This window comes from Cellulomonas fimi (assembly GCF_028527925.1).
Taxonomy (GTDB): domain Bacteria; phylum Actinomycetota; class Actinomycetes; order Actinomycetales; family Cellulomonadaceae; genus Cellulomonas; species Cellulomonas fimi_C.
Genome location: NZ_JAPESW010000001.1, coordinates 140,468 through 164,278 on the forward strand (window position 1 = coordinate 140,468; position 23,811 = coordinate 164,278).

23 protein-coding genes and 1 tRNA gene are annotated in these 23,811 nt (G+C 74.8%); 6 read left to right on the top strand and 18 right to left on the bottom strand.

Annotated elements, in window-relative coordinates; all coding sequences use genetic code 11:
* Positions 1-2 precede the first annotated feature (2 nt).
* The gene (locus OMK64_RS00625; RefSeq protein WP_272726017.1) at positions 3-1,241 is read right to left on the bottom strand and encodes an MFS transporter; all 1,239 of its coding nucleotides are present in this window, start codon (positions 1,239-1,241) and stop codon (positions 3-5) included.
* 73 nt (positions 1,242-1,314) lie between these two features.
* Between OMK64_RS00625 and OMK64_RS00630 the strand changes: the two genes are divergently transcribed.
* The 4 genes from OMK64_RS00630 to OMK64_RS00645 all read left to right on the top strand — a co-directional run bounded on the left by OMK64_RS00630 (position 1,315) and on the right by OMK64_RS00645 (position 4,538).
* Positions 1,315-1,770: a MarR family winged helix-turn-helix transcriptional regulator gene (locus OMK64_RS00630; RefSeq protein ID WP_272726018.1), complete on the top strand. Its 456-nt coding sequence runs from the start codon at positions 1,315-1,317 to the stop codon at positions 1,768-1,770.
* Between the two features lie 155 nt (positions 1,771-1,925).
* A complete protein-coding gene (locus OMK64_RS00635; RefSeq protein WP_272726019.1) occupies positions 1,926-2,792 on the top strand; it encodes a siderophore-interacting protein in 867 nt (288 codons plus the stop codon).
* A 166-nt stretch (positions 2,793-2,958) separates the two neighbouring features.
* Positions 2,959-3,318, top strand: a complete 360-nt coding sequence (locus OMK64_RS00640; protein WP_272726020.1) for an HNH endonuclease — start codon at positions 2,959-2,961, stop codon at positions 3,316-3,318.
* Entirely contained in the window at positions 3,315-4,538 is a 1,224-nt protein-coding gene (locus OMK64_RS00645) for a saccharopine dehydrogenase family protein (protein WP_272726021.1), read from the top strand. Before OMK64_RS00640 ends, OMK64_RS00645 begins: the two co-directional genes overlap by 4 nt.
* A 21-nt stretch (positions 4,539-4,559) precedes the next feature.
* On the opposite strand, the gene OMK64_RS00650 is transcribed toward OMK64_RS00645, so the two are convergent.
* The 4 genes from OMK64_RS00650 to OMK64_RS00665 form a co-directional block, all read right to left on the bottom strand.
* Entirely contained in the window at positions 4,560-5,075 is a 516-nt protein-coding gene (locus tag OMK64_RS00650) for a flavodoxin family protein (protein ID WP_272726022.1), read from the bottom strand.
* 131 nt (positions 5,076-5,206) lie between these two features.
* On the bottom strand, positions 5,207-5,764 hold the full coding sequence (locus tag OMK64_RS00655; RefSeq protein ID WP_272726023.1) for a GNAT family N-acetyltransferase: 558 nt from the start codon (positions 5,762-5,764) through the stop codon (positions 5,207-5,209).
* Between the two features lie 55 nt (positions 5,765-5,819).
* Positions 5,820-6,386 carry a hypothetical protein gene (locus OMK64_RS00660; protein ID WP_272726024.1) on the bottom strand — a complete coding sequence of 189 codons (567 nt, stop codon included), beginning with the start codon at positions 6,384-6,386 and terminating at the stop codon, positions 5,820-5,822.
* A 198-nt stretch (positions 6,387-6,584) separates the two neighbouring features.
* A tRNA-Leu gene (locus OMK64_RS00665) sits at positions 6,585-6,658 on the bottom strand.
* A gap of 98 nt (positions 6,659-6,756) precedes the next feature.
* On the opposite strand from OMK64_RS00665, the gene OMK64_RS00670 reads away from it, so the two are divergent.
* Positions 6,757-7,584: an alpha/beta fold hydrolase gene (locus tag OMK64_RS00670; protein WP_272726025.1), complete on the top strand. Its 828-nt coding sequence runs from the start codon at positions 6,757-6,759 to the stop codon at positions 7,582-7,584.
* Between the two features lie 60 nt (positions 7,585-7,644).
* Here the strand turns inward: OMK64_RS00670 and OMK64_RS00675 are convergent, their stop codons facing one another.
* The 13 genes from OMK64_RS00675 to OMK64_RS00735 all read right to left on the bottom strand — a co-directional run bounded on the left by OMK64_RS00675 (position 7,645) and on the right by OMK64_RS00735 (position 23,188).
* The gene (locus OMK64_RS00675) at positions 7,645-9,147 is read right to left on the bottom strand and encodes an NAD(P)/FAD-dependent oxidoreductase (protein ID WP_272726026.1); all 1,503 of its coding nucleotides are present in this window, start codon (positions 9,145-9,147) and stop codon (positions 7,645-7,647) included.
* Between the two features lie 132 nt (positions 9,148-9,279).
* Positions 9,280-10,788 (bottom strand): GH1 family beta-glucosidase, encoded by a 1,509-nt coding sequence (locus OMK64_RS00680; RefSeq protein WP_272726027.1) that lies wholly within the window; start codon positions 10,786-10,788, stop codon positions 9,280-9,282.
* 104 nt (positions 10,789-10,892) lie between these two features.
* Positions 10,893-12,074 carry a hypothetical protein gene (locus OMK64_RS00685; RefSeq protein ID WP_272726028.1) on the bottom strand — a complete coding sequence of 394 codons (1,182 nt, stop codon included), beginning with the start codon at positions 12,072-12,074 and terminating at the stop codon, positions 10,893-10,895.
* Positions 12,071-12,427 (bottom strand): PadR family transcriptional regulator, encoded by a 357-nt coding sequence (locus OMK64_RS00690; RefSeq protein WP_168679737.1) that lies wholly within the window; start codon positions 12,425-12,427, stop codon positions 12,071-12,073. Before OMK64_RS00690 ends, OMK64_RS00685 begins: the two co-directional genes overlap by 4 nt.
* A 159-nt stretch (positions 12,428-12,586) precedes the next feature.
* The gene (locus OMK64_RS00695) at positions 12,587-13,540 is read right to left on the bottom strand and encodes a Ppx/GppA phosphatase family protein (protein ID WP_272726029.1); all 954 of its coding nucleotides are present in this window, start codon (positions 13,538-13,540) and stop codon (positions 12,587-12,589) included.
* Between the two features lie 58 nt (positions 13,541-13,598).
* Positions 13,599-14,102, bottom strand: coding sequence for a DUF501 domain-containing protein (locus tag OMK64_RS00700; RefSeq protein ID WP_272726030.1), 504 nt, complete (start codon positions 14,100-14,102; stop codon positions 13,599-13,601).
* A 110-nt stretch (positions 14,103-14,212) separates the two neighbouring features.
* Positions 14,213-14,971, bottom strand: a complete 759-nt coding sequence (locus tag OMK64_RS00705) for an FtsB family cell division protein (RefSeq protein WP_272726031.1) — start codon at positions 14,969-14,971, stop codon at positions 14,213-14,215.
* Between the two features lie 130 nt (positions 14,972-15,101).
* A complete protein-coding gene (gene eno, locus OMK64_RS00710; protein ID WP_272726032.1) occupies positions 15,102-16,385 on the bottom strand; it encodes a phosphopyruvate hydratase in 1,284 nt (427 codons plus the stop codon).
* 156 nt (positions 16,386-16,541) lie between these two features.
* Positions 16,542-18,554, bottom strand: a complete 2,013-nt coding sequence (locus OMK64_RS00715) for an endo-1,4-beta-xylanase (protein ID WP_272726033.1) — start codon at positions 18,552-18,554, stop codon at positions 16,542-16,544.
* Positions 18,555-18,687: 133 nt separating this feature from the next.
* Positions 18,688-20,073 (bottom strand): Re/Si-specific NAD(P)(+) transhydrogenase subunit beta, encoded by a 1,386-nt coding sequence (gene pntB / locus OMK64_RS00720; protein WP_272726034.1) that lies wholly within the window; start codon positions 20,071-20,073, stop codon positions 18,688-18,690.
* Positions 20,073-21,635 (bottom strand): Re/Si-specific NAD(P)(+) transhydrogenase subunit alpha, encoded by a 1,563-nt coding sequence (locus OMK64_RS00725; protein ID WP_272726035.1) that lies wholly within the window; start codon positions 21,633-21,635, stop codon positions 20,073-20,075. Before OMK64_RS00725 ends, pntB begins: the two co-directional genes overlap by 1 nt.
* Positions 21,636-21,850: 215 nt before the next feature.
* A complete protein-coding gene (locus tag OMK64_RS00730) occupies positions 21,851-22,522 on the bottom strand; it encodes a nucleoside triphosphate pyrophosphohydrolase (protein ID WP_272726036.1) in 672 nt (223 codons plus the stop codon).
* A gap of 60 nt (positions 22,523-22,582) precedes the next feature.
* The gene (locus OMK64_RS00735) at positions 22,583-23,188 is read right to left on the bottom strand and encodes a SurA N-terminal domain-containing protein (protein WP_272726037.1); all 606 of its coding nucleotides are present in this window, start codon (positions 23,186-23,188) and stop codon (positions 22,583-22,585) included.
* A 204-nt stretch (positions 23,189-23,392) separates the two neighbouring features.
* Here OMK64_RS00735 and OMK64_RS00740 point away from each other — a divergent pair, with 204 nt between their 5' ends.
* Positions 23,393-23,794 carry a hypothetical protein gene (locus OMK64_RS00740; RefSeq protein ID WP_272726038.1) on the top strand — a complete coding sequence of 134 codons (402 nt, stop codon included), beginning with the start codon at positions 23,393-23,395 and terminating at the stop codon, positions 23,792-23,794.
* Positions 23,795-23,811 lie beyond the last annotated feature (17 nt).

Consider the following 23,811-nt stretch of genomic DNA (forward strand, 5'->3'; position numbering starts at 1 on the left):
GGTCAGACGACCTCGCCGAGCGCCTCCTCGGGCGTGCCCTCGACCGCGCGTGCACCGCGGTCCCACCGGGACCACAGGACGCGCTCGCCGACGCTGCGCGCCATGACGTGGGCCGTGGCGAGGAAGGCGACGACGCCTGCGCCGAGCACCGCGACCCCGACCCAGAACGGCGACGTCGGGCTCGCGTGCTCGGCGAGCAGGCCCGCGACGACGGGCGCGGGTGCGGCGAAGCCCCAGCGGACGAGGTTGAACGCACCGGTCGTGACACGGCGGTCGGGCGAGCCGGTCGCGAGCGCGAGGTCCGTGAGGTTGGCGTTGGCGATGCCCATGGCGACGCCGGCGACGACGAGCACGACGACCGACTGCGCGGTGCCGCGGGACGTGGCGAGACCGACCAGCGCGAGCAGGAGCACGACGACGGCGAGCCCGACGGTCTGCACGGCGCCCAGGCGGTGCGCGAGCCGGTGCCCGACGACGAGGATGCCGACGGCGAGGCCGATGCCCCACGCGGTGAAGACGAGCCCGAGCGGGACGACGTCGAGGCCGAGGAACACGGGCGTGTAGCCGAGCACGACGAAGAACACGAAGTTGTAGGTCGCGGTGACGACGGACAGCGCGACGAACGCCGGCCGGCGGAACGGCGTGAACACCTGGCCGAGGCGCAGCGGCGCGGGCGGCTCGGCGGGGTCCTTGAGCCGCGTCACCGAGAGCGTGAGCGCGACGAGCATGAAGAGGCCGCACAGCAGGAACGGCACGCGCCACGAGATCTGGCCGAGCAGCCCGCCCAGCAGCGGGCCCACGGCGAAGCCCAGCCCGACGCACGTCTCGAAGAGCTCGACGACCCACTCGCGGTCCTGCGCGAGCGACACGAGCAGCACCATCGCGGTCGCGAAGAACATGGCGTTGCCGAGACCCCACAGGCCGCGCAGCGCGGCGAGGGCGCCGATCCCGCCGGTCAGCGACGCGGCGACGGCGGCGACCGCGACGATGCTGACGCCCGTCGCGAGGATCTTCTTGTAGCCGAACTTCCCCGTGAGCAGGACGGCGGGGATCATGCCGAGGGCCATGACGGCGATGTACGCGGTGAAGAGGAGCTCGACCTGCCAGGTCGTGGCTCCCATCGCGGCACCGATCGCGGGCAGGATCGGGTCGACGATCGCGATGCCGGCGATCGCGAAGAACGCGGTGAGGGCGGTGGCGTAGATGGCGGTGCGGTGCGGTTCAGGGTGGCGGGAGGCCATGCGGATCCTCAGGTAGACGAGTGTCGGTGGGATTATCTGTATCATACATCTATCTAGTGAAGGAGCCGCCGTCATGGACGACGCCGTCCCCGACGTCGAGGAGCAGGTCGCCCTCCTCCTCCGCCTCGCCGACCGCAACCGGCGCCGCAGCAGCCGCCTCGAGGGCACCCTCGACCGGTCCGCCTACATCGCGCTGCGCCACCTCACCGTCGCGGGCCCGTCGGGCATCAACGACCTCGCGAACCGCCTCCGGCTCGACGCGTCGACCGTGACGCGGCAGGTCCTCGCGATGGAGGAGGACGGCTACGTCACCCGCGGGCGCGACAGCACCGACGGCCGCCGCGCGGTGGTCGCCGCGACACCCGCCGGCGAGCAGGCGCTCGCCCGCACGCGCGCCGTCCGCGCGGAGGTGTACGACGAGATCCTGCGACGCTGGTCCCCCGAGGACCGCCGCGCGCTCGCCGACGCGCTCATCCGGCTGAACGCCGACCTCGACCACGACCTCGACCGCGCCGCGGAGGACCGCTGACGCCGGGCCGGCGCGGACGCGCGCCGGCGTACGCCCCCGCGGACGCCGACGCCGGCTGCTCGCGCACGCGTCGACGTCGCCGGGGCCGAGCGGCTCGTGGACGCGCGCCGCGGAGCGGTCCGACGGCCCTCGCGCGCGGCGACTACGGTGACCCGGTGACCGACGCGCCCGCTCGTCCCCGTCCCGCCCCGCTCGTCGCCGAGGTGCTGCGCACCGAGCGCCTCTCGCCGTCGTTCGTGCGGGTCGTCGTCGGCGGGCCCGGGCTCGACGCGTTCGAGCCGTCGCCGCACGCCGACTCCTACGTCAAGCTCGTCTTCCTCCCGCCCGCCGCCGACGGGCACCGACCCCGGCGCGACGACGGTCGCCTCGATCTCGACGCCGTGCGCGCCGCGCTCGACCCCGCCGACGCGCCGCGCCTGCGCTCCTACACCGTGCGCGCGTTCGACCCCGCGACGCGCGAGCTCACGCTCGACTTCGTCGTGCACGGCGACGAGGGCGTCGCCGGGCCGTGGGCGGCGACCGCCGAGCGCGGCGACGAGGTGCTGATCATCGGCCCGGGCGGTGCCTGGTCACCCGACCCCGCCGCCGCGTCCCACCTGCTCATCGGCGACGCGAGCGCGCTGCCCGCGATCGCCGTGGCGCTCGAGCGGCTCCCCGCGGACGCCGTCGGGCACGTCGTCGTCGAGGTCCACGACCCCCAGGACGAGCTGCCCCTCGCCGCGCCCGCCGGGGTCCGGGTGCTGTGGGTGCACAGCGGGCTCGGGGTCCCCGGCGTCGCGCTCGTCGAGGCCGTGCTCGCCCTGCCGTCCCTGCCGGCACCCGTGAGCGCGTTCCTGCACGGCGAGGCCGGTGCGGTCCGCGAGCTGCGCCGCCACCTGCGCACCGACCGCGGCGTGACCCGCGACCAGCTCTCCGTGTCCGGGTACTGGCGGCTCGGCACCGACGACGAGGGCTGGCGCGCCGGCAAGCGCGCGTGGCTCGCCGACATCGAGCAGGCGGAGGTCGCGGCGGGTCTTGCCTGAGGCACCCCGCCGGGGAGGCCGTCGCTGTCGCACGCCGTCGGGCCGCGCCGTCGTCCGGCTCCGCCGACGCCGGGCTCCCGTCGCGCCCCGTCGCCGGGCGCGGGATCCGCGCACGGCACGGGATGTCGCACCGCTGCGCGCCGCGGCGGCTCGTAGGGTCGACACGATGGCCACCACCCGCAGCACCCGGCGCGTCCGCGCGGACCGGCGCCGACGCCGACGACTCGCGCAGGTCGACCACGACCTCACCGCGGCCGACTGGACGGCGCTGCGCGACGCGTGGGCGGGCTGCGCGTACTGCGGTGCCACGACGGGCGACCTGCAGCGCGACTGCGTGCTGCCGATCTCGCGCGGCGGGCGCTACACGCTCGGCAACGTCGTCCCCGCGTGCCGCGCGTGCAACGCGAGCAAGTGCAACGCCGAGGTGACCACGTGGATGCGGCGCAAGCGTCTCGACGAGGGCGCGTTCCTGGTCCGCCACGCGCAGGTCGTGGCGCTGCTGACCGCGGTCGTGGCGGAGCCGTGAGCACGGGGCGCGAGCACGACGTCGCCCTGCTGGGCGCCACCGGGTTCGTCGGCAGGCTCGTCGCCCGGCACCTCGCGGAGCACGCGCCGGCGGGGACGCGGGTCGCGCTGGCGGGCCGGTCCGCCGACCGGCTCGCGGAGGTCCGCGACGCGCTGCCCCCGTCGGCGCACGACTGGCCGCTCGTCGTCGCGGACTCCCGCGACGACGCGGCGCTCGCACGCCTCGCGGCGTCGGCGCGGGTCGTCGTCACGACGGTCGGACCGTACGCGCGCCACGGCCTCCCGCTCGTCAAGGCGTGCGCACGTGCCGGGACGCACTACGCCGACCTGACGGGCGAGGCGCCGTTCGTGCGCGCGGCCGCCGACCGCTTCGACGCGACGGCGCGGGCGACCGGTGCGCGTGTCGTGCACGCGTGCGGGTACGACTCGGTCCCGTCCGACCTGGGCGTGCTGCTCCTGCACCGGCACGCGGCGGCGGACGGTGCGGGTCCCCTGCGGGACGTCCGGCTGCTCGCACGCGCTCGCGGCGGGGTCAGCGGCGGCACCGTCGACTCGGTCCTGGGCATCGTCGAGCAGGCGGCACGGTCGTCGGCCGTGCGCCGCCTCCTCGCCGACCCGTACGCCCTCAGCCCCGACCGGCGGGCGGAACCCCCGACGGTCCAGCCGCCCGACGTGCAGCCCGTGCGCGTCCTGCGGGACGGGCGGTGGACCGCCCCGTTCCCGATGGCGTCGTTCAACACGCGCGTCGTGCGGCGCAGCAACGCCCTGCAGGGCTGGGCGTACGGGCGGGACCTGCGGTACGCCGAGGCGATGGGCGTCGGGCGCGGCGTGCGCGGCGGCGTGGCGGCGCTGGGCGTCACCGCGGGCCTCGGCGTCGCCGCCGCCGCGCTCGCCGTGCCGCCGGTGCGCGCGCTCGTGCGTCGTGCGCGCCCCGCGGGCGCCGGGCCGGACGAGGCGACCCGCGCGACCGGCTGGTTCCGCATGGACCTCGCGGCGCGGACCGAGGACGGCCGGCACTACCGCGCCGTCGTCGCCGGCGACGGGGACCCCGGCTACGCCGCCACGGCCGTGATGCTGGGCGAGGCGGCCCTCGCGCTCGCGCTCGATGAGCACCGGCTGCCCGACCGCGCGGGTTCCCTCACGCCGGCGGCCGGGCTGGGCGACGTCCTGGTCGAGCGGCTGCGCGCCGCGGGTCAGACGTACGACGCCGCCTCGCGCTGACCCGGCGCGTCGGTCGTCCCGTCAGCGGACGGTCGAGACGAGGTGGCGGCCCCACTCCCACGCGCGGTCGACCTCGCCGGCGGACGGCCCGCCCGCGGTGCCCACGACGCGGAACGTCTCCGGCGGCGCGACCAGCCGCCCGTGCAGCGCGAGCAGCCGCTCCGCGATGACGGCCGAGGCCGCCCCGCCGTCCGGCGTCCCCCACGCGGTGTCGAACGCCGCGACGGGCAGCTCGCGGACCGCGCGCGCCGACGCGAGCCACCGGTCGAGCCCCGTCAGCGCGGACACGACCTCACCGTGCTCCCGCGCGCTCGCCCGCGTCTCCCCGGTGCTCAGGCCCCGGCGGTGCGTCGGGCCCCCCACGACGAGAAGAAGGACGTCGTCCGGCCACCACGGCGCGCGCTCGCCGTCGCCTACGACGCGCCCGACCTCGACGACGTCGGTCGGCAGCCCGCACGAGGCGATGCCCGCCGCGACGGACTCCGCGACGGCCTGGGTGCCGCCGAACATCGACTCGAACACCACGATCGCTGTCATGTCCCCACGGTCCTCGGCGGACGAGCCGAGCGCCGCGGCCGTTGGTCCCGGGTCGCCCGACGGCACGTCGCCCCGCCTCGGTCGCGGGACCGTGGCGCGGCGTGGCGTGGTGCGGGCGCGGTGTGGTGCGGCTACCAGCACCACCCGACGTGCAGCGGCTCCTCGCGCAGCCGCCGCTCGGCCGCGCGCCCGGCAGGGCTGAGGAACCGCATCATGCGCAGGTCCGTGCTCGCGTGGTCGGCGTCGTCCTCGACCGTGCCGCCGGGGCAGACCGACCAGCCGGCCCGCGCGTAGAACGGCTCGAGGGCGGGCGCGCAGAACAGGCCGGCGACGTCGAAGCCGCCCTCGTCGACCAGGCCGCCCGCCGCCCGCAGCACCGCCGTCGCGTGGCCCTCGCCGCGGTACGGCGGCGACGTGAGGACGCTCGCGACACCGGCGACCCGCAGGCCCGTGCGGTGCACGTCGGCGGGCACGTCCAGCACCACCGCGTGCGACATCACCACCTCGCCGTGCCGGACGACCACGTACCGCGGCGCGACGTCCTCCTCGAACGGCCGCGTGATCCAGCGCAGGCCGGCCGCGAAGAGCGAGGGCCACTCGCTGCGCATGAGGGTCACGGCCTGCCACGTCACCGACTCCGGGACGTCGTCGTCGCCGAACACCTCGACCGTCCGCGGCGCGCTCTCCATGCGCGGACGCTAGGGCCCGCGCAGCGGAAATGGGAAGCCGGGCGCGGCCCCCGGGTCAGTCCGGCGTGCCGGCGGTCGTCGGCGCGTCGGGCGCCGGAGGCGCGGGCTCGGTGACGACGGGCTGCTCGGCGGCGGACGCCGACCAGGCGCCGCGCAGCGTCGCGAACGAGCCGAGCGCGCCGAAGCCGACGGCCCAGGCGAGGTCGCCGCCGTACTCGGGCAGGACCTCGGGCAGGATCGACCAGAACCACGACCAGAACCCGGGCTCGACGAGCGCGTCCCACGTGCTCATGCCGCTGTCCTCGCTCACCGCGACCGCGGCGTCCCACGCGATGCCGCCGACGAACGCCAGCGCGAGCGTCACGACGGTGACGGCCAGCACGACGAGCGCGCCGGGGCGGCTCAGCCGGCCCGCACCGAGGACGTACAGCCGCACGGCGAGGAACGCGACCAGCGCTGCCACCAGCGACGCGATGAACCCGAAGCCCCACAGCACGACCCAGGCGGCGACGCCGACCGGGATGGTCGCGAGCGCGAAGAGGGCGCCGCGTCCGACGTTGCCGTTCGGCGCGACGGCCGGCGGCTGGACGGGCGGGGCGGACGGGACGAAGTCGCTGGACACGCAGGGCCTCCTCGGCTGAGCCCCGGGGGCCCGGGACGGTCGGCGCACAACGTAGTGGCGGCAGCCGCTCGGCCGAGGCGGTTCCGTGTGCCGTCACCCGGAAGGGTGATCGTCGGCCGGGTGCACGACCGTGGGACGGGGCCCGACAGCTCGGGGTCGGAGCCCGGGCCGGGCACCGGTCGGGCCGGGACCGCGTCGTGCCCCCGCCGGGGCTCGAACCCGGACTGGGCCGGGTTTAAGCCGGCTGCCTCTGCCGATTGGGCTACGGGGGCGGCGTGCGACCGGCCGCGCGCTGCGGCCGTCGACGTGCACGCTCATCCTGCCAGCGCCCCGACCGCGGCTGTCGGTGGTCGCGTCTAGGGTCCGGCGCGTGCACATCGAGGAGCGCGGAGCCGGGACACCCGTCGTCATGATCCACGGGTTCGGCGTCGACCACCGGATCATGCTGCCGCTCGACCCGGTGCTCGCCGGGCACGGCCGCTGGCGGCGCCTCTACGTCTCGCTGCCGTGGACCGCCCGGACGCCGCTGGGGAGCATCCGCAGCAGCGAGGACGTCGCGACGGCGCTGCGGGACACGGTCCGGGACCGGCTGGGCGACGAGCCGTTCGCGGTCGTCGGCAGCTCGTACGGCGGGATGATGGCGCGGCGTCTCGCGCACGACCTGCGCGACCAGGTGATCGGGCTCGCGACGGTCGCCGGTCTCTGGGCCGGGGACGTCGACGCGCGCGTGCTGCCGCCGCGGGCCGTCCTGCGTGAGGACCCGGCCGCGCTCGCGGGGGTCGACGCCGCGGTCGTGACCGGCTACCGGGCGATGGCGGTCGTCGAGTCCGCGGCGGGACTCGACGCGTACCGGCGGTTCGTGCAGCCCGGCGAGGACGGCGCCGACCAGGACGCGCTCGCCACGCTGCGGGCGCGGTACCCGTTCGACGTCGAGCCCGAGGACGCGTCGCCCGAGCCGTTCACCGCGCCGACGCTCGTGCTGTGCGGGCGGCAGGACCACGTCGTCGGGTACGCGGACGCGGGGCGTCGCCTCGACCACTACCCGCGTGCGTCGTACGTCGTGCTCGACGCGGCCGGGCACAACGTGCACCTCGACCAGCCGCGGGCGACGGCGGCCGCGCTGGCGGCGTGGCTCGACGAGGTCGAGGTCGAGGAGGCGGCACGATCGGCTCACCGCCGGGAGACTGCCGACGCCTGACGCGACGAGGCCCGGCCCCCTGGGGGACCGGGCCTCGTCGGGCGTCCGTCGTGCGGTGCGTCAGCTCGCGCTCTTCGCGGCCTGACCGCTGCCCGTCGCCTGCTGCTTCTCGGCGGGCGAGCCGGCCTCGGCCTTCTGCGGCGGCAGGGCGGCGGTGTCGACCGCGCGCGGCTTCGGCGGGACGGCGGCGGCACGGAACTCGGCGCGCGGGTCGTGCACCGAGCCCAGCGCGACGACCTCGCGGCGCAGCAGGATCGAGCCGGTCCAGCCGGCCATGATCCGCAGCTTCCGGTTGATCGTCGGCATCGCGTAGACGTGGTACGTGCGGTGCAGGAACCAGGCCAGCACACCGCGGACCTTGATCTTGCCGAACATCTGCGCGACGCCCTTGTACATGCCGAGGGACGCGACGGCGCCGATGTTCTTGTGCTTGTACTCGGTCAGCTCGGCCGACCGGAGCACGCGCGCGAGGTTGTCGCCGAGGTGCTTGCCCTCACGGACGGCGTGCTGCGCGTTCGGCGGGCAGAAGGCGCCCGGGTTGAACAGGTCCGGCACCGCGGCGCAGTCGCCCGCGGCGTACGCGTCCGCGACGACCGTCCCGTCGGCGTCCACGACCTGGAGGAACTCGTTGCAGGTGACGCGGCCCATCTTGTCCAGCGGCAGGTCGGACTGCTGCAGGACGGGGTTCGCCTTGACGCCCGCGGTCCAGATGATCGTCTCGGCGTCGAACTCCTGGCCGTTGGACAGGACGACGTGGCCGTCGACGCACGAGTTGAGGAACGTCGAGAGGAAGATCTCGATGTCGCGCTTGCGCAGCTGCTCGAGCGTGTAGCCGCCGAGCTCCTCGCTGACCTCGGGGAGGATGCGCGGCGAGCCCTCGACGAGCACGAACCGCAGCTCGTCCTGCTCGATCTGGTTGTAGTGGCGCACCGAGTAGCGCGCCATGTCCTCGACCTCGGCGAGCGCCTCGATGCCGGCGAACCCGCCGCCGACGAAGACGAACGTCAGCATCTTCTTGCGGAGCTCGGGGTCCCACGTGCTGGAGGCGACGTCGATGCGGTTCAGCACGTGGTTGCGGACCGCGATGGCCTCCTCCACGTTCTTGAAGCCGATGCCCTGCTCCGCGAGGCCCGGGATGGGCAGCGTGCGGGCGACCGAGCCGAGCCCGACGACCAGGTGGTCGTACGTGATCCAGTACGGCTCGCCCTCCTCGGGCGTGATCTCGACCGTGCGCTCGGCGTGGTGGATCTGCGACACCTTGCCCTGGAGCACGTCGACGCCCTTGAGCGCGCGACGGTGCGGTGCGACGACGTTGCGCGCGTCGATCGAGCCGGCCGCGGCCTCGGGCAGGAACGGCGCGTACGTCATGTAGGGGCGCGGGTCCACGACGACGATCGCGGCCTCGCGCTTGCCGAGCCGCTTGCGCAGACGGCGGGCGGTCGTGAGACCGACCGAGCCGCCGCCGAGGATCACGACGCGCGGGACCTTGCGGGGCTTGCCACGGGGGACGACCGCACCGGCCGCGGGTGCGGCGTCGACCGGGGTCTGGACAGACGTAGCCATATCTCCACGGTATCCGCGACTGTCGAACCACGGCGACCGGTGGACGGTGACGCTGCGCACAGGGGCTGGGAAACGGCTGTGAGCCTGGTCTCAGGCGGCGCGTCGAGGATCCGCGACGCCGCCCGAGGTCGGTCAGGCGGGCGGGACGGCGCGCTGCGCGACGACACCGGCGTACCACCGCGCGCTCGCCTTCGGGGTGCGCTCCTGCGTCGCGAAGTCGACGTGCACGAGCCCCCAGCGCTGGTCCAGGCCCTCGGCCCACTCGAAGTTGTCCAGCAGCGACCACGCGTAGTACGCCTGCACGTCGACGCCGTCGTCCGCGGCCCGCGCGACCTGCTGGAGGTGCGCGCGCAGGAACTCGACACGTTCGGCGTCGTCGGTCGTCCCGTCGGGCGTGCGGTCGGGGATGCCGTTCTCGGTGACGACCAGCGCGGGCGCGGTCGGGTAGTCGTCCCGGACGCGGACGAGCGTCTCGTACATCCCCTCCGGGTGGATCTGCTGCCACGGCGCGTCCGACGTCGGGTACAGCTGCACGTTCTGCCCGCTGCTGTCGACGCCGGTCACGCCGTAGTACTGGATCGCGAGCACGTCGAGCGGCTCGCTGGTCGTCGCGAGGTCGCCGTCCTGCACGAGCGCGTCGAGCACCGCGGGGTCGGCCGGGATCTGGCCGGGCAGGTCGCCGAGCGCGTCGTCGGGGTAGGCGCCGCGCAGCACCGGGTCGAGGAACAGCCGGTTCTCGACGGCGTCGGCGCGCACGGCCGCCTCGTGCGCGCCCTCACCCGCCGGGTAGACGGGCTGGAGGTTGAGCGCGATGCCCACCCGCCCCGACGCGCCCGAGGCACGGAAGGCCCGCACCGCGAGCCCGTGCCCGAGGAGCTGGTGGTGCACGGCGGCGACCATCTGGTCGACGTCCCTGATGCCCGGCGCGTGGTACCCGCTGCCGTAGCCGACGTACGCGGTGGTCTTCGGCTCGTTGATCGTGAGCCACGGGCCGGTGACGTCGGGCAGCGCGTCGAAGACGAGCGCCGCGTAGTCCGCGAACCGGGAGGCCGTGTCGCGCGCCGCCCACCCGCCGCGGTCCTGCAGCGGCTGCGGCAGGTCCCAGTGGTACAGCGTCACCGCGGGCTCGATGCCGCGCTCGAGCAACCGGTCGACGAGGCGGCGGTAGAAGTCGACGCCCGCCGGGTTGACCGGTCCGGAACCCGTCGGCTGGATGCGGGGCCACGCGACCGAGAACCGGTACCCGTCGAGCCCGAGCTCGGCCATGAGGTCGACGTCCTGCTCCCACCGGCGGTAGTGGTCCGCGGCCGGGTCGCCCGTCGCACCGCCGCGGACGTTCCCCGGCTGTGCGGCGAACGTGTCCCAGATCGACCTGCCGCGACCGTCGGCGGTCGTCGAGCCCTCGACCTGGAACGCCGACGTGGCCGCGCCGAGCACGAACCCGTCCGGGAGCCGCATCGGCGACGCGGGCGGGGTCCAGGTCGGCGTCGCGCTCGCGCCCGGCGACGGGGTGCCGGCGTCGGGCGTGCACGCGGCGAGCGCGCCGAGCGCGAGCGCTCCCCCGCCGAGCCGCAGCACGTCGCGGCGGGACACGGGAAGGGCGGACGCCGAGGTCGTCCGTCGCACGGTGCGGTCCGGCACGCCCCGCATGCTCCCACCTGGGGCGACGCGTCGTCGAGGTGCCGTGCGAACACCGGGCCCGGCGGGTCGTGCCCGTGGCGTGCGGTGGGGCGCGCGGCAGGGCGTCAGGGCCCCGACGTGGCGCTCGCGGCCGGACCGGTGGGCTGCGGCGACGGCGTCCCGGCGTCGGCCCCCGCGTCGGCGGCGCCGTCCTCACCGTCGGCGACGACGGTCCCGCCCGACGACGTCGCGCTCTGCGCCGCGGGCACCTCGACGGCGGGCGCCTTCGCGAACGGCAGCGGCGGGAGGTCCGCGCGGACCCCGGCGTTCAGCACCATGCGGCCGCCGTCGTCGTCGTACCCGAACTGCGACGTCGGGCCGCCGCGGAGCGGGTAGACGTTCCACCGGGTGCGACCGTCCTCGGCCGTCGCGCCGACGAACTGCCACGGCTCGTCGACGCCCGGGAGGGTCCACGGCTCCCAGCCCTCGTCGAACGTCGTGCGCACGGGCCGGCCGCGGTCGTCGAAGATCTGCACGTCGGTCAGCGGGTTGCCCTCGGCGTCGTAGACGAACAGGTTGCTCACCTGCATGCCGTCCACGACGACGCCGTCGACCACCTGGTCGCGGAACTCGACGGCGGTGCCGCCCGACGCCGTCGGGTACCAGCGGGCGGTCCGGACGTCGTCCTGCATCGTCGACAGGACGGGCAGGACCGCGACGACCGCGACGGCGTTCGCGACGAGGGGCATCCACCGGGTCCGCCGGGACGCGACCCACGACCCGCGTCCCCACTGGACGCTCGCGACCACGGCGGCGCCGAGCAGCAGCCACGTCCAGGCCGTGTGCGGGACCCACTGGTAGCCGCCGACGACGAGCGCGACGACCAGGACGTACACGACCCACGCGCGCGCGACCCACCAGACGGGCCGCAGGGCCACCGCGAACGACTCGACGGGCGACCACCACGCGTGCTGCCGGAGCGTCGCGAGGACCCGGCGCCCGAGCTCGCGGCCCCGGCGGACCGGCCACGTGAGCGCGTCGCGGACGGGCCGACGCGTGCGCGGGGCCACGGGTGCGTCGAGGCCCGCGGCGGTGCGCAGCTCGGTCGCGTACGCCTCGGGCGTCCCGAGCAGGTCGGCCAGGGTGCGACCGTGGCCGACCCGGCGCTCGTCGTCGAGGGCGTCCTGGAGGTCGAGCTCGAGGTCGTCGGTCAGGTCGTCGACCTGCTCGGCGGTCAGACCCGCGAGATGCTGGCGGACTGCTGCCGCGTACTTCGCGACGTCCGAGGTGACGGCCTGCGTGCTCATCGCGATCCCTTCCGGCCCCGCGCTGCGCCCGGGACGTCCGTGTCCAGCAGCCGGGCCATGGTGCCCGCGAACTCCTGCCAGTCCTTGCGCTGGGCCTCGAGCATCGCCCGGCCCTGGGCGTTGATCCCGTAGTACTTGCGGTGCGGCCCCTCGTCGCTCGGGACGACGTAGGAGGTGAGCGCTCCCGACGAGTACAGCCGGCGCAGCGTGCCGTACACCGACGCGTCGCCGACCTCCTCGATGCCCGCGGCGCGCAGCCGGCGGACGACGTCGTACCCGTACCCGTCCTCGTCGGCGACGACCGCGAGCACCGCGAGGTCGAGCACCCCCTTGAGCAGCTGGGTCGTGTCCATCGGCCGCCTCCGTCCGGTCGCGGCGCCCGTGGCGCGGGGCCGTCATGTCCTGGTGCGGGAGCCTCCCTCCAGGCTCCCGCACGGCGCACACTAGTACACAGTGCGCACTAGTAGGCCGGTTTCCGCGCGTGTCGCACGAGCGGGGGTGCGCGGCGCCGGTCAGGCGGGGACGGCGCTCCAGGCGATGCCATCGAGGATGTCGTGCTCCGACGTCACGACCTCCGTGAGCTCACCGCCGGCCGCCGCGACCTCGTCGCGCACGCGGGTCACCACGTCGTGCCAGACGAGCGCACCCGCGCCGATGACGTCGACCCGACCGGGGTGCATGAAGCCCAGTCCCGCGCGCTCCTCGCGCGTCCGCCCGAGCAGGTCGTCGCACGCCGCGAGCACGGTTCCGACGGGCAGGACGGCCCCGTCGATGCGCTCGGGCCGGTAGCGGTCGAGCCCGAGCGCGTGCGCGGTCACCGTCGTGACCGACCCCGCGAGCCCGACGAGCGTCACGGTCTTGCCGAGCGGCACGACGCCCGCGGCCACGTCGAGCGCGGCGGCGACGTCGGCGCGCGCACCGGCGACCTCGTCGACCGTCGGCGGGTCGGACAGCAGGTGCCGCTCGGTGAGCCGGACGCAGCCGACGTCCATCGAGTACGCCGCCTCCGGCGCCGTGGTGCCGAGCACGAGCTCGGTCGAGCCGCCACCGAGGTCGACCACGAGGAACGGCCCGGGATGCGTCGCTGCGAGGACGCCCGTCGCGCCCCGGAACGACAGCGCGGCCTCCTCCTCGCCGCCGACGACCTCGGGCTCGACGCCGAGCAGCGACCGCACGCCGTCGACGAAGTCCGCACGGTTCTCCGCGTCGCGCGACGCGGACGTCGCGACGAACCGCACCGCCTCGACGCCCAGGTCGTCGCACACGTCCGCGTACCGGCGGGCCGCGTCGAGCGTGCGGGCGAGCGCCTCCGGGGCGATCCGGCCGGTGCGGTCGACGCCCTGGCCGAGCCGCACGACCTCCATGCGCCGGTCCAGGTCGACCAGCGTCCCGGCGCCGGGGTCGACGTCGGCCACCAGGAGCCGGATGGAGTTGGTCCCGCAGTCGATGGCAGCCACACGCGTCACCGGCACATCCTCCCATCCGTCACGCGGCACCTCGCGCCGTCGGAGCCCGGTCGCGCGGTCAGCAGGTGCAGCGGTCCGGGCGCCACTCGTCGCGCACCAGGGCCAGCACCTCGTCGCCGATCGGGTTGACGCCCGGACCGGCCGCGAGCGCGTGCCCCGCCAGCACGTGCAGGCACTTCACGCGGGTCGGCATCCCGCCCGCGGAGATCCCGGCGATCTCCTCGACGTGCCCGAGCTCCTCGCGGTCCGCGAGGTACGCCTCGTGGGCGCGCCGGTAGGCCGCCGCGAGCTCCTCGTCCTCGGCGAGCCGCGCGGTGAGCTCCTTCATGAGCCCTGACGCCTCGAGCGTGCTCACGGCCGCGACCGCGGGCGGGCACGTGAGGTAGTACGTCGTCGGGAACGGCGTGCCGTCGTCGAGCCGGGGTGCCGTGCGCACGACGAGCGGGCGTCCGCACACGCAGCGCGCGGCGATCCCGACGACGCCGCGCGGGGGGCGGCCGAGCTGCTCGGCCAGCACGACGAGGTCCTGGTCGGTCACGGCGGTGGCGGCGGTCGGGGTCACGACGGTCCGATCGGGTCGGGGACGATGTCCGGGCGCCGGCGCGGCGCCCTCGGCACGCATTCTCCCCCGCCGACCACCCGTCGCCGTACCGCGGTGCGTGGCCGCTGCGACTACGGCGTCGGCGCCGGCTGGTCGCCGCCGGCCGGCGTCGTGGGCTGCTCGGTCGTCGCCGGCCGCTCCTGGCTCGGCGCGGTCCCGGCGATCTCGACCGACTGCCAGACGGACGTGTACCAGGGCTGCGTCGCGCTCTCGTCGAGCACGGTCGACGACGGCCCCGGGTCGACGGCAGGCGTGTCCGGCACCGTCTCGGGGTCGAGCACGCGGAACGCCTTCTCCCCCGGCAGCACGAACGACAGGCGCTCGCGCGCCTGCGCGGCGACGTACGCCGGGTCGTCCCACCGGCCCTTCTCGGCCTCGAGGTCGCCGTTGCGCTGCTCGGCCGCGGCGACCTGCGCGCGCAGCTCGGCGAGCTCCTGCTGCTGCTGGAGGTAGGAGTGCAGCGTCGGGTAGACGAGGACGAACGCGAGCAGCAGCACGAGCGAGAAGACGAGGACCCGCACGGTGAAGAGCCGCGGCGGGCGCACCTGCACGCGCTCGGCGCGCGGCGTGCCGCGGGGCGGCGTCGACGCCTGGCCGCGGGACGCGGGTCGGGACGACGCCCCCGGCCGTGCGGACGGACGGGACCCGCTGGGCGGACCACCGACGCGCGGAACCTGACCCGAGCGCGGGGCCACGGGCCGCGTCGCCGCGCGCGCCGACGGCGTCCCCGTCGCGGGCGTGCCCGCCGCGGGCGTCGCGGGTGCCGGCCGGGGCGACGCCGGGCGGCGACCCGGGCCGCTCGGCGGCACGGGACGGCGCGGGGAGGGCATGGCGTCGATTGTGCCCTGCGGCGACGCCACCAGCCCGGACGTGCGACGGGCGGGTCGCCACCGAGGACGCCGGAGGCCGGCCACCCCACGGGGTGGCCGGCCTCCGGTCGTCGAGCGGGACCCGGTCGGGTCAGCCCTGGCGGAACCGCGGGAAGGCGGAACGCCCGGCGTAGCGACCGGCGTCGTCCAGCTCCTCCTCGATGCGGAGCAGCTGGTTGTACTTGTTGATGCGCTCGCCGCGGGCGGGGGCACCGGTCTTGATCTGGCCCGCGTTCGTCGCGACGGACAGGTCGGCGATGGTGGTGTCCTCGGTCTCGCCGGAGCGGTGCGAGGTCATCGTCGTGAAGCCGTTGCGCTGCGCGAGCGTCACCGCGTCGAGCGTCTCGGTGAGCGTGCCGATCTGGTTGAGCTTGACCAGCAGCGAGTTCGCGGCCTTGAGCTCGATGCCCTTGGCCAGACGCTCCGGGTTGGTGACGAACAGGTCGTCGCCGACGATCTGCACGCGGTCGCCGACCTCGGACACGAGCTGGGACCAGGTGCCCCACTCGTCCTCGGACAGCGGGTCCTCGATGGAGACCAGCGGGTAGTCGCGGACGAGCTGCTCGTAGTAGGCGACCATCTCCTCCGGCGTGTGGGCGCGGCCCTCGAACTGGTAGGCGCCGTCCTTGAAGAACTCGGTCGACGCGACGTCCAGCGCGAGCGCGACGTCCGTGCCGGCGGTGAAGCCGGCCTGCTCGATCGCGACGAGGATGAGGTCGAGCGCGGCGCGGTTCGACTCGAGGTTCGGCGCGAAGCCACCCTCGTCGCCGAGGCCCGTCGCGAGGCCCTTCGACTTCAGCACGGACTTGAGCGAGTGGTAGACCTCGGTGCCGGTCCGGAGCGCCTCGCGGAACGTCGTGGCGCCGATCGGGGCGACCATGAACTCCTGGATGTCGACGTTGGAGTCGGCGTGCGACCCACCGTTGAGGATGTTCATCATCGGGACGGGCAGGACGTGCGCGTTGGGGCCGCCGATGTAGCGGAACAGCGGCAGGTCGGCCGAGTCGGCCGCGGCCTTCGCGACGGCGAGCGAGACGCCGAGGATCGCGTTGGCGCCGAGCTTGCCCTTGTTCGGGGTGCCGTCGAGGTCGATGAGCGCGGCGTCGACGAGACGCTGCTCGGTGGCCTCGAAGCCGATGAGCTCGGGGGCGATGTCGTCGATGACCGCGTTGACGGCCTCCTCGACGCCCTTGCCCAGGTAGCGGGACTTGTCACCGTCGCGGCGCTCGACGGCCTCGAACGCACCGGTCGACGCACCCGAGGGCACAGCGGCGCGGGCGATGGTGCCGTCGTCGAGGGCGACCTCGACCTCCACGGTGGGGTTGCCGCGCGAGTCCAGGATCTCGCGGGCGCCGACGGCCTCGATGCTGGCCATGGGTGCTCCTTCGACGAGCGGGTGGGTTTACGACCTCACCCTAGTGGGGTGCACGGAGGACCGTGCTGGGACGTCCGGCCTTGGACACGGCTGCGCCGCGCGGGTAGGGGCGGCCCCCGTCCCCCGCGCGGCGCAACGCCGGTGCTCCGTCTGCGGTCAGCGCACCACGCATGCCGTGCCGTTGAGGCTGGCGGCCGTCGGGTTCGCGGCCGGCGTCGCCGTCGACGAGCCGATGAACCCGAACGTCGTCGACCCGCCGTTCGCGGCGAGCCGGGAGTTCCACGAGAGGTGGGTCGCGGTGACGGTGCTGCCCTGCTGCGTCGCGGTCGTGCTCCACGCCTGGGACAGCCGCTCGCCGGCGCCGAACGTCCAGCGCACCGTCCAGCCGTCGACCGGCGCGGTGCCGTTGTTCACGACCGTCACCTGCCCGACGAACCCGCCCGGCCACGCGCTGGTCACCTGGTAGTCCACGACGCAGGCGCCGCCGGACGTCGGCGTGGGTGTGGGCGTCGGGGTCGTGGGTGTGGGGGTCGGCGTGGTGGGCGTCGTCGGCGTGGGCGTCGGGGTGCCCTCGATGCGCGACGGGTCGACGAGCCCCCAGTAGGCGGGCTTGGCCGTGAGCGTGCCGTCGAAGAGCAGCGGCGCGGCGCCCGACCGCAGCCAGGTGCGGCTGTCGTCGAGCCCCCACAGCGTGACCGACGTGAGCGAGGACGCGTGCTTCTTCAGCATCGCGAACACGTCGCGGTAGTAGTACGCCTGCTCGATCAGCCGTGACCGCGGCGGCGTGGTCCACGACTCCCCCGACGACCGGTACGTCGACACGTCGAGCTCGGTGACGGCCTGCGTCACGGGGAGCGCCTCGAACGCCGTGATCGTCGCGTCCATGTCGGTGATCGAGCGACCGACCTCGACGTGCAGCTGGTGGCCGACGCCGTCGACGGGCACGCCCTGCGCGAGCAGGCTCTTCACGAGCGACAGGTACGGCGCGCGCTTGTTCGAGAACTCGGTGTTGTAGTCGTTGATGAACAGCAGCACCTCGGGGCCGAAGGCGGCGCGCGCGTAGCGGAAGGCGTCGGCGATGTACGACGGGCCCAGCACGCGGTACCACTCGCTGCGGCGCAGGCCGTCGGCCTGGTTCTCGTCGACGACCTCGTTCACCACGTCGAACGCGAAGATCGGGTTGCCCGCGGTCCCGTACTCGCCGTACGTCGTGCGGAAGTGGTCGGCGAGCGTCTGGATGTGGGTCTGCAGCCGCGACCGCAGGAGCGCCTGGTCCTCGGCGCTCGTGGTCAGCGCGGAGCCGTCGGCACGCTGGAAGAACCAGGCCGGCGTCTGCTGGTGCCACAGCAGCGTGTGACCGTAGACGCGCAGGTCGTGCGCGACCGCGAAGTCGACGATCTGGTCGGCGCCCGCGAACGTCCAGGTGTCCTCCGCGGGGTGCGTCGCGTCGGGCTTCATCGCGTTGCCCACCGTGACCTGGCCGAAGTGCCGCAGCAGCAGGTCGGAGCGCGCGCCGAGCGTCTCGGGCGCCTCGACGGCCGCGCCGAGCGGGAAGGACGACGACCACGTCTCCTTCAGGGAGGGCAGCGTCAGGTCCGGCGTCAGGGCCGTGCTCGTGACGAGGACGTCGTCGAGCAGCAGGTCCGTGAGCGAGCCCGTCGTCTCGACGTAGAGCGATGCGGTGGCGAACGGGCCGGGCGTGTAGGCGCCCGCGATCTGCGTCCAGGCGCCCGAGGTCACGCCCTCGGCCGTCGCGATCGTCTCGTAGGACGTACCGCTCGGGTTGTCGCGCTGCGCGGACAGCCGCACGCCCGCGGTGCCCGAGGACCCGGCGGGCAGCCGCACCCACGCGGAGACCGTGTACGTCGTGCCGGGCTCGAACAGCGTCGTGACGTCGCGCGTCGCCCCGTTCCACGACTCCGTCCGGCCGGTCACCTTGAGGCTCTGCGTCCCACGGGGGTGGTCCGTGCCGTCGACCGCGACGGTCGCGGCGCCACGACCGGCCCAGCCGGCGGCGCCCGTCTCGAAGTCGGCGCTCAGCACCGTGACCGTGGCCGCCGCGGCGGGCTGGGCCCGCAGCGCGGCGAGCACGCCGGTGAGGACGAGCGCGAGCGCGGCGACCAGGACGGTCGCCGTGCGCAGGGGCGCTGAGGCACCGGGACGGGCCATGAGCAGGGGGCTCCTTCGCGACAGGCGGCGGGGGCGCGCGTGACGCTACGGAGCGGGCGGGCGAGGGTCCAGGTGCGAAACGTTTTGACGGCACGTCCCCGCAGGTGGACGCGGGGACGTGCCGTCCGGGGGCTCAGACGGCGTGGACGATCTTCTCCGTCTGCTCCTTCGCGTCGCCGAAGAGCATCGCGGTGTTGTCGCGGAAGAACAGCGGGTTCTGCACGCCCGCGTACCCGGTCGCCATCGAGCGCTTGAACACGACGACCTGCTTGGCGTGCCACACCTCGAGCACCGGCATGCCGGCGATCGGCGAGCCGGGGTCGTCGAGCGCCGCCGGGTTGACGGTGTCGTTCGCGCCGATGACGAGCACGACGTCGGTGTCGCCGAAGTCGGCGTTGATCTCGTCCATCTCCAGGACGATGTCGTACGGCACCTTCGCCTCGGCGAGCAGCACGTTCATGTGCCCGGGCAGGCGGCCGGCCACGGGGTGCACGCCGAACCGCACCTCGACGCCGCGGGCCCGCAGCTTCGCGACGAGCTCGGCGACCGGGTACTGCGCCTTCGCGACGGCCATTCCGTAGCCGGGCGTGATGACGACGCGCTTGGCGTCGCGCAGCAGGTCGGCGACGTCCTGCGCGGACATCTCGCGGTGCTCGCCGTAGTCGCGGTCGACCGCGGCGACCGTGCCCTCCTCGGCGCCGAAGCCCCCGAGGATCACGCTGATGAACGACCGGTTCATCGCCTTGCACATGATGTAGCTGAGGATCGCACCGGACGACCCGACGAGGGCGCCGGTGACGATGAGCAGGTCGTTGCTCAGCATGAAGCCCGCGGCAGCCGCGGCCCACCCGGAGTACGAGTTGAGCATCGACACGACCACCGGCATGTCCCCGCCGCCGATGGACGCGACGAGGTGCCAGCCGAGCGCGAGCGCGACGACGGTCATGAGCAGCAGCGGCACGATCGACGGCGCGGCGACGAACCACACCCCGAGCCCCGCCGACGCGACGAGCGCGACCAGGTTGAGCGTGTTCCGCCGCGGCAGCATGAGCGGCGCCGACGCGATCCGCGCCGACAGCTTGAGGTACGCGACGACGGACCCGGTGAACGTCACGGCACCGATGAGGACACCGAGGAACACCTCGATGAGGTGCACGGGGTCGGCGGGCTCGGTGAGGTACGAGTTGAACCCGACGAGCACCGCGGCGAGGCCGACGAAGCTGTGCAGGATCGCGATGAGCTCGGGCATCTGCGTCATCTCGACGCGTCGCGCCTGCCACGTGCCGACGACGAGACCGACCAGCAGCACGGCCGCGATGAGCGTGGCGGTGACCGCGACCTGCCGCTCGCTGCCGTCGAGGGACAGCGCGACCGTGGCGGCGAGCGCGAGGCCCATGCCGACCATCCCCGAGAGGTTGCCGCGCCGCGCGGTCTCCTGCCGGGACAGCCCGGCCAGGGACAGGATGAACAGGACCGCGGCGACGAGGTAGAGCGCCTGCGCGACCGACGTGAGCGACATCAGGCGTCCTTCCGGAACATGCGGATCATGCGGTTCGCCACGAGGAAGCCGCCGAAGATGTTGATGCTCGCGACGGCCGCGGCGACGCAGGCCAGCACCGTGACGAGCCAGTCGTCGGACCCGATCTGCAGCAGGGCGCCGACGAGGATGATCCCCGAGATCGCGTTCGTCTGGGCCATGAGCGGCGTGTGCAGCGAGTGGCTGACGTTCGAGATGACGTAGTAGCCGACGAACACCGCGAGCACGAACACCGTGAAGTGGCCGAGGAACGCCGCCGGTGCGAACGAGATGGCGAGCGCCACGAGCACCGCCGCGAGCGCGAAGGTCACCGTGCGGCGTTGCTTGCGACGCTCGGCGAGCGCGTGCGCGGCGGCCTCGGCGGCGGCGATCTCCTCGAGGCTCGGCGCGGCGTCGGCGGGTGGCGGCATCGCGGCCGAGACGGCGACGGGCGGCGGCGGCCACAGCACCTCGCCGTCGCGCGTCACGGTCATGCCGCGCTGCACCGGGTCGTCGAGGTCCAGCGTCGGGACGCCGTCCTTGCCGGGCGTGAGGAGCTGGAGCAGGTGCACGACGTTGGTGCCGAACAGCTGCGACGTGTGCTGCGGCAACCGCCCCGCGAGGTCGGTCCAGCCGAGGATGACGACGCCGTTGTCCGTGACGACGCGCTCCCCCGGCACGGTGAGCTCGCAGTTCCCGCCGCCCGACGCCGCGAGGTCGACGATCACGCTGCCCGCCCGCATGCCGGCCACCATCGCCGCGGTGATCGTCCGCGGCGCGGTGCCGCGCACGAGCGCCGTGGTGATGACGACGTCGGCGGCGGCCGTCTCGGCGGCGTACACGGCGGCCGTCGCGGCCTCCTGGTCCTGCGTCAGCGCCGACGCGTACCCGTCCGCGCTCACCTGCTGCTGCGCGGACTCGGCGCGGACGAACGTCGCGCCCATCGACTCGATCTGCTCGCCGACCTCGGGCCGCACGTCGAACGCGCGCACCTGCGCTCCGAGGCTGTCGGCGGCGCCGATCGCCGCGAGTCCCGCGACGCCGGCGCCGATGACGAAGACCTTCGCCGGCGGCGTCTTGCCCGCGGCCGTGACCTGCCCCGCGAACATGCCGCCGTACTCCTGCGCGGCCTCGACGACCGCCCGGTAGCCCGCGACGTTCGACAGCGTGGAGAGCACGTCGAGGCTCTGCGCGCGGGAGATGCGCGGCACCGCGTCGAGCGAGAGGGCCGTGACTCCGCGCGCGGTGAGCGCGTCCACGAGGTCGGCCCGGCCCCCGGGGTTGAGCATCGCGACGAGCACCGCGTCGGGTCGCAGCGCGGCGACCTGCGCGGTGTCGGGCGCGCCGACCGCCGTGACGACGTCCGCCCCCCACGCCTCGGCGGCGTCGACGATCGTCGCCCCCGCGGCTTCGTAGGCGGCGTCGTCGAACGTCGCCGCGGCCCCGGCACCGTGCTCGACGAGCACGTCGTAGCCGAGCGCGCGCAGCTGCGCGACGGTCTTGGGCGTCGCGGCCACCAGCCGCTCGCCGGGTCGCGTCTCGCGCGGCACCCCGATGGTCGTCACACGTACCTCCGTCGGCTCAGGCGGCCCGCGCGGGCCGCCACGGGGAAGAGTATCCGGGAAAGCGCCTTCCGACGAGAGACCTTGGTCCGGGAAGGACCGCGATCCTTCTGCCAGCATGGACCGGCTGTGCAGGTCGGACCACGAGCGTGGACCCGGCCGCGCGTGGCACACGTGCGGACCCGGCCGCGCCGGGCACCCGCAGCGCGCGCGCCGCGCTACAGACCGGCAGCCCGGTGATCCTGCTCCCACGCCGCGGTCGTGCGACGCAGCTCGCCCTCGGCGTCGAGACCGGCCGCGCGCGCCTCGGCGACCAGCGCGAGCAGCCGGTCGCCCAGCGGGGCGTCGGGGCCGGCAGCCGGCACGGACACGTCGTGGCCCGCACGCTCCGCACGCGCGACGAGCTTCTGCGCGCGCGCGAGGGCTCCGAGACCGAGCGGCACGCCGTCGAACGCGGACGCCCGCTGCTTCTCCGCGCGCTTGGCGCGGTCCCACGCGACGTGCTGGCCCTCCTCGTCGTGCACGGCCTCGGCGTCGCCGAACACGTGCGGGTGCCGCCGGACCAGCTTCGCGACGAGGTCCGCCGCGACGTCCTGCACGTCGAACGGGTCGTCGGCGTCCTCCTGGGCGATCCGGGCGTGGAACACCACCTGGAGCAGCAGGTCCCCGAGCTCCTCGCGCAGCCCGGCACGGTCGTCGGCCTCGACGGCCTCGGCGAGCTCGGCGGCCTCCTCGAGCGCGTACGGGACCAGCGAACGGTGCGTCTGCTGCGCGTCCCACGGGCACCCGCCCGGCGACCGCAGCCGGTCCATGACCGCGACGAGCTCCGCGAGCGCGTCGCCACGCCCGCCGGGGCCCGAGTCGGTCGCCCGCTCGCCGTCGTCGCTCACGCGTGCCCCCCGGTCTCGTCGTCGGTCGCGCCACCCGGCACGCCGGTCAGCACGGGCCCGTCAGGACGCCGACGGGCTGGGCTCGGGTGCGGGCTCGGTGCCGTCGCCCTGGCCGTCGGCGGTCTGCGGCACGACGATCCACGGCCGGGCCGTCGGCGCGACGATCGTGTTGACGTCGTCCGTCGTGCCGAACCGCGGGTTCACCTCGACGTCGAGCTCCGCGATGCGGTCCTGGGCCTCGCCGAGCACCTCCTGCGCGTCCTCGAGGCCCTGCAGGCGCGTGTACGCGAGCGAGTAGCGGGCGACGTCGAGCGACGGCTGCGAGAACGTCGTGTCGGCCTCGGGGTCGCGCTGCGTCGCGACGGACTCGAGCAGCTCGGCGGCCTCCTCGTCGGAGACGCCGACGCCGTTCTCCTCGGCGATCGCCACGACCGTCGGCTCGTGGACGAGCACGGTGAGCACGTTCGACGGCGACACGTCCTGCAGGTACGGCCGCAGCTCGTCGGACGCGACCCGCACGTCGGACGTCGGGATCGTCCTCCCGTCGACCACCGCCGCCGCGCCGGGCTGCCCCGCGCACCCGGCGAGCACGCCCGCGGCCACGCCGCCGGCGACCAGCACGCCGACCCGTCGCACGCCCGTACCCGCACGCCACTGCACCGCCACCTGGGACCTCCCGCGTCGTCGCTCGTCGATCGGCGTCATCGTAGGCCCCGGGAGCGCGGTCCTCGGCCCCCGAGCGGGCAGGGCACCAGGTCACCGCCACCTCGGCCGTCCGGGTGACACCGGACGAACCCTCCCGAATGCGGTCGGACGCGGCTCTACGGTCGGTGCACCGGTGACAGCCGGATGCCGACTGGAGGAGCAGACATGGGGATCTCGAGCATGACGTCCACGACCGGCCGGGCGGTGCGGCGCAGGGTGACCGGCGTGCTGGTCGCGGGTGCGCTGGTCCTGGGTGGCAGCGTCGCGACGGCGACCTCGGCGTCGGCCGCCAACGCGTGGACGTCCTGCATCACGCCCTACCAGAGCGCGTGGAACTCGACGTCCGGCAAGGTCTCCGACCTGATCTTCCACATCGGGTTCGCGAACTGCGCCGCGAAGCTGGCCAACCAGGCGTGGAATGCCGGTGACGTCGACCTGTACGCGCACTACTACGGGGTCTGGCGCACCCACTACGCGGCCGCCTCGGTCGTGGGTGGCCAGGTCGCGATCGACGCGTGGGCGAAGCTGTCCCGGTTCGGCATCAAGAAGGGTCTGTCGACCCTCTGACGACGACCGGCCCGCGC

What these genes read in the sequence shown, in the direction of transcription:
- OMK64_RS00715 (WP_272726033.1), bottom strand. Translation starts at nt 18,554, where the DNA reads ATGGCCCGTCCCGGTGCCTCAGCGCCCCTGCGCACGGCGACCGTCCTG.
- eno (WP_272726032.1), bottom strand. Translation starts at nt 16,385, where the DNA reads ATGGCCAGCATCGAGGCCGTCGGCGCCCGCGAGATCCTGGACTCGCGC.
- OMK64_RS00740 (WP_272726038.1), top strand. Translation starts at nt 23,393, where the DNA reads ATGGGGATCTCGAGCATGACGTCCACGACCGGCCGGGCGGTGCGGCGC.
- OMK64_RS00675 (WP_272726026.1), bottom strand. Translation starts at nt 9,147, where the DNA reads ATGGCTACGTCTGTCCAGACCCCGGTCGACGCCGCACCCGCGGCCGGT.
- OMK64_RS00650 (WP_272726022.1), bottom strand. Translation starts at nt 5,075, where the DNA reads ATGACAGCGATCGTGGTGTTCGAGTCGATGTTCGGCGGCACCCAGGCC.
- pntB (WP_272726034.1), bottom strand. Translation starts at nt 20,073, where the DNA reads ATGTCGCTCACGTCGGTCGCGCAGGCGCTCTACCTCGTCGCCGCGGTC.
- OMK64_RS00685 (WP_272726028.1), bottom strand. Translation starts at nt 12,074, where the DNA reads ATGAGCACGCAGGCCGTCACCTCGGACGTCGCGAAGTACGCGGCAGCA.
- OMK64_RS00655 (WP_272726023.1), bottom strand. Translation starts at nt 5,764, where the DNA reads ATGGAGAGCGCGCCGCGGACGGTCGAGGTGTTCGGCGACGACGACGTC.
- OMK64_RS00625 (WP_272726017.1), bottom strand. Translation starts at nt 1,241, where the DNA reads ATGGCCTCCCGCCACCCTGAACCGCACCGCACCGCCATCTACGCCACC.
- OMK64_RS00640 (WP_272726020.1), top strand. Translation starts at nt 2,959, where the DNA reads ATGGCCACCACCCGCAGCACCCGGCGCGTCCGCGCGGACCGGCGCCGA.
- OMK64_RS00705 (WP_272726031.1), bottom strand. Translation starts at nt 14,971, where the DNA reads ATGCCCTCCCCGCGCCGTCCCGTGCCGCCGAGCGGCCCGGGTCGCCGC.
- OMK64_RS00630 (WP_272726018.1), top strand. Translation starts at nt 1,315, where the DNA reads ATGGACGACGCCGTCCCCGACGTCGAGGAGCAGGTCGCCCTCCTCCTC.
- OMK64_RS00690 (WP_168679737.1), bottom strand. Translation starts at nt 12,427, where the DNA reads ATGGACACGACCCAGCTGCTCAAGGGGGTGCTCGACCTCGCGGTGCTC.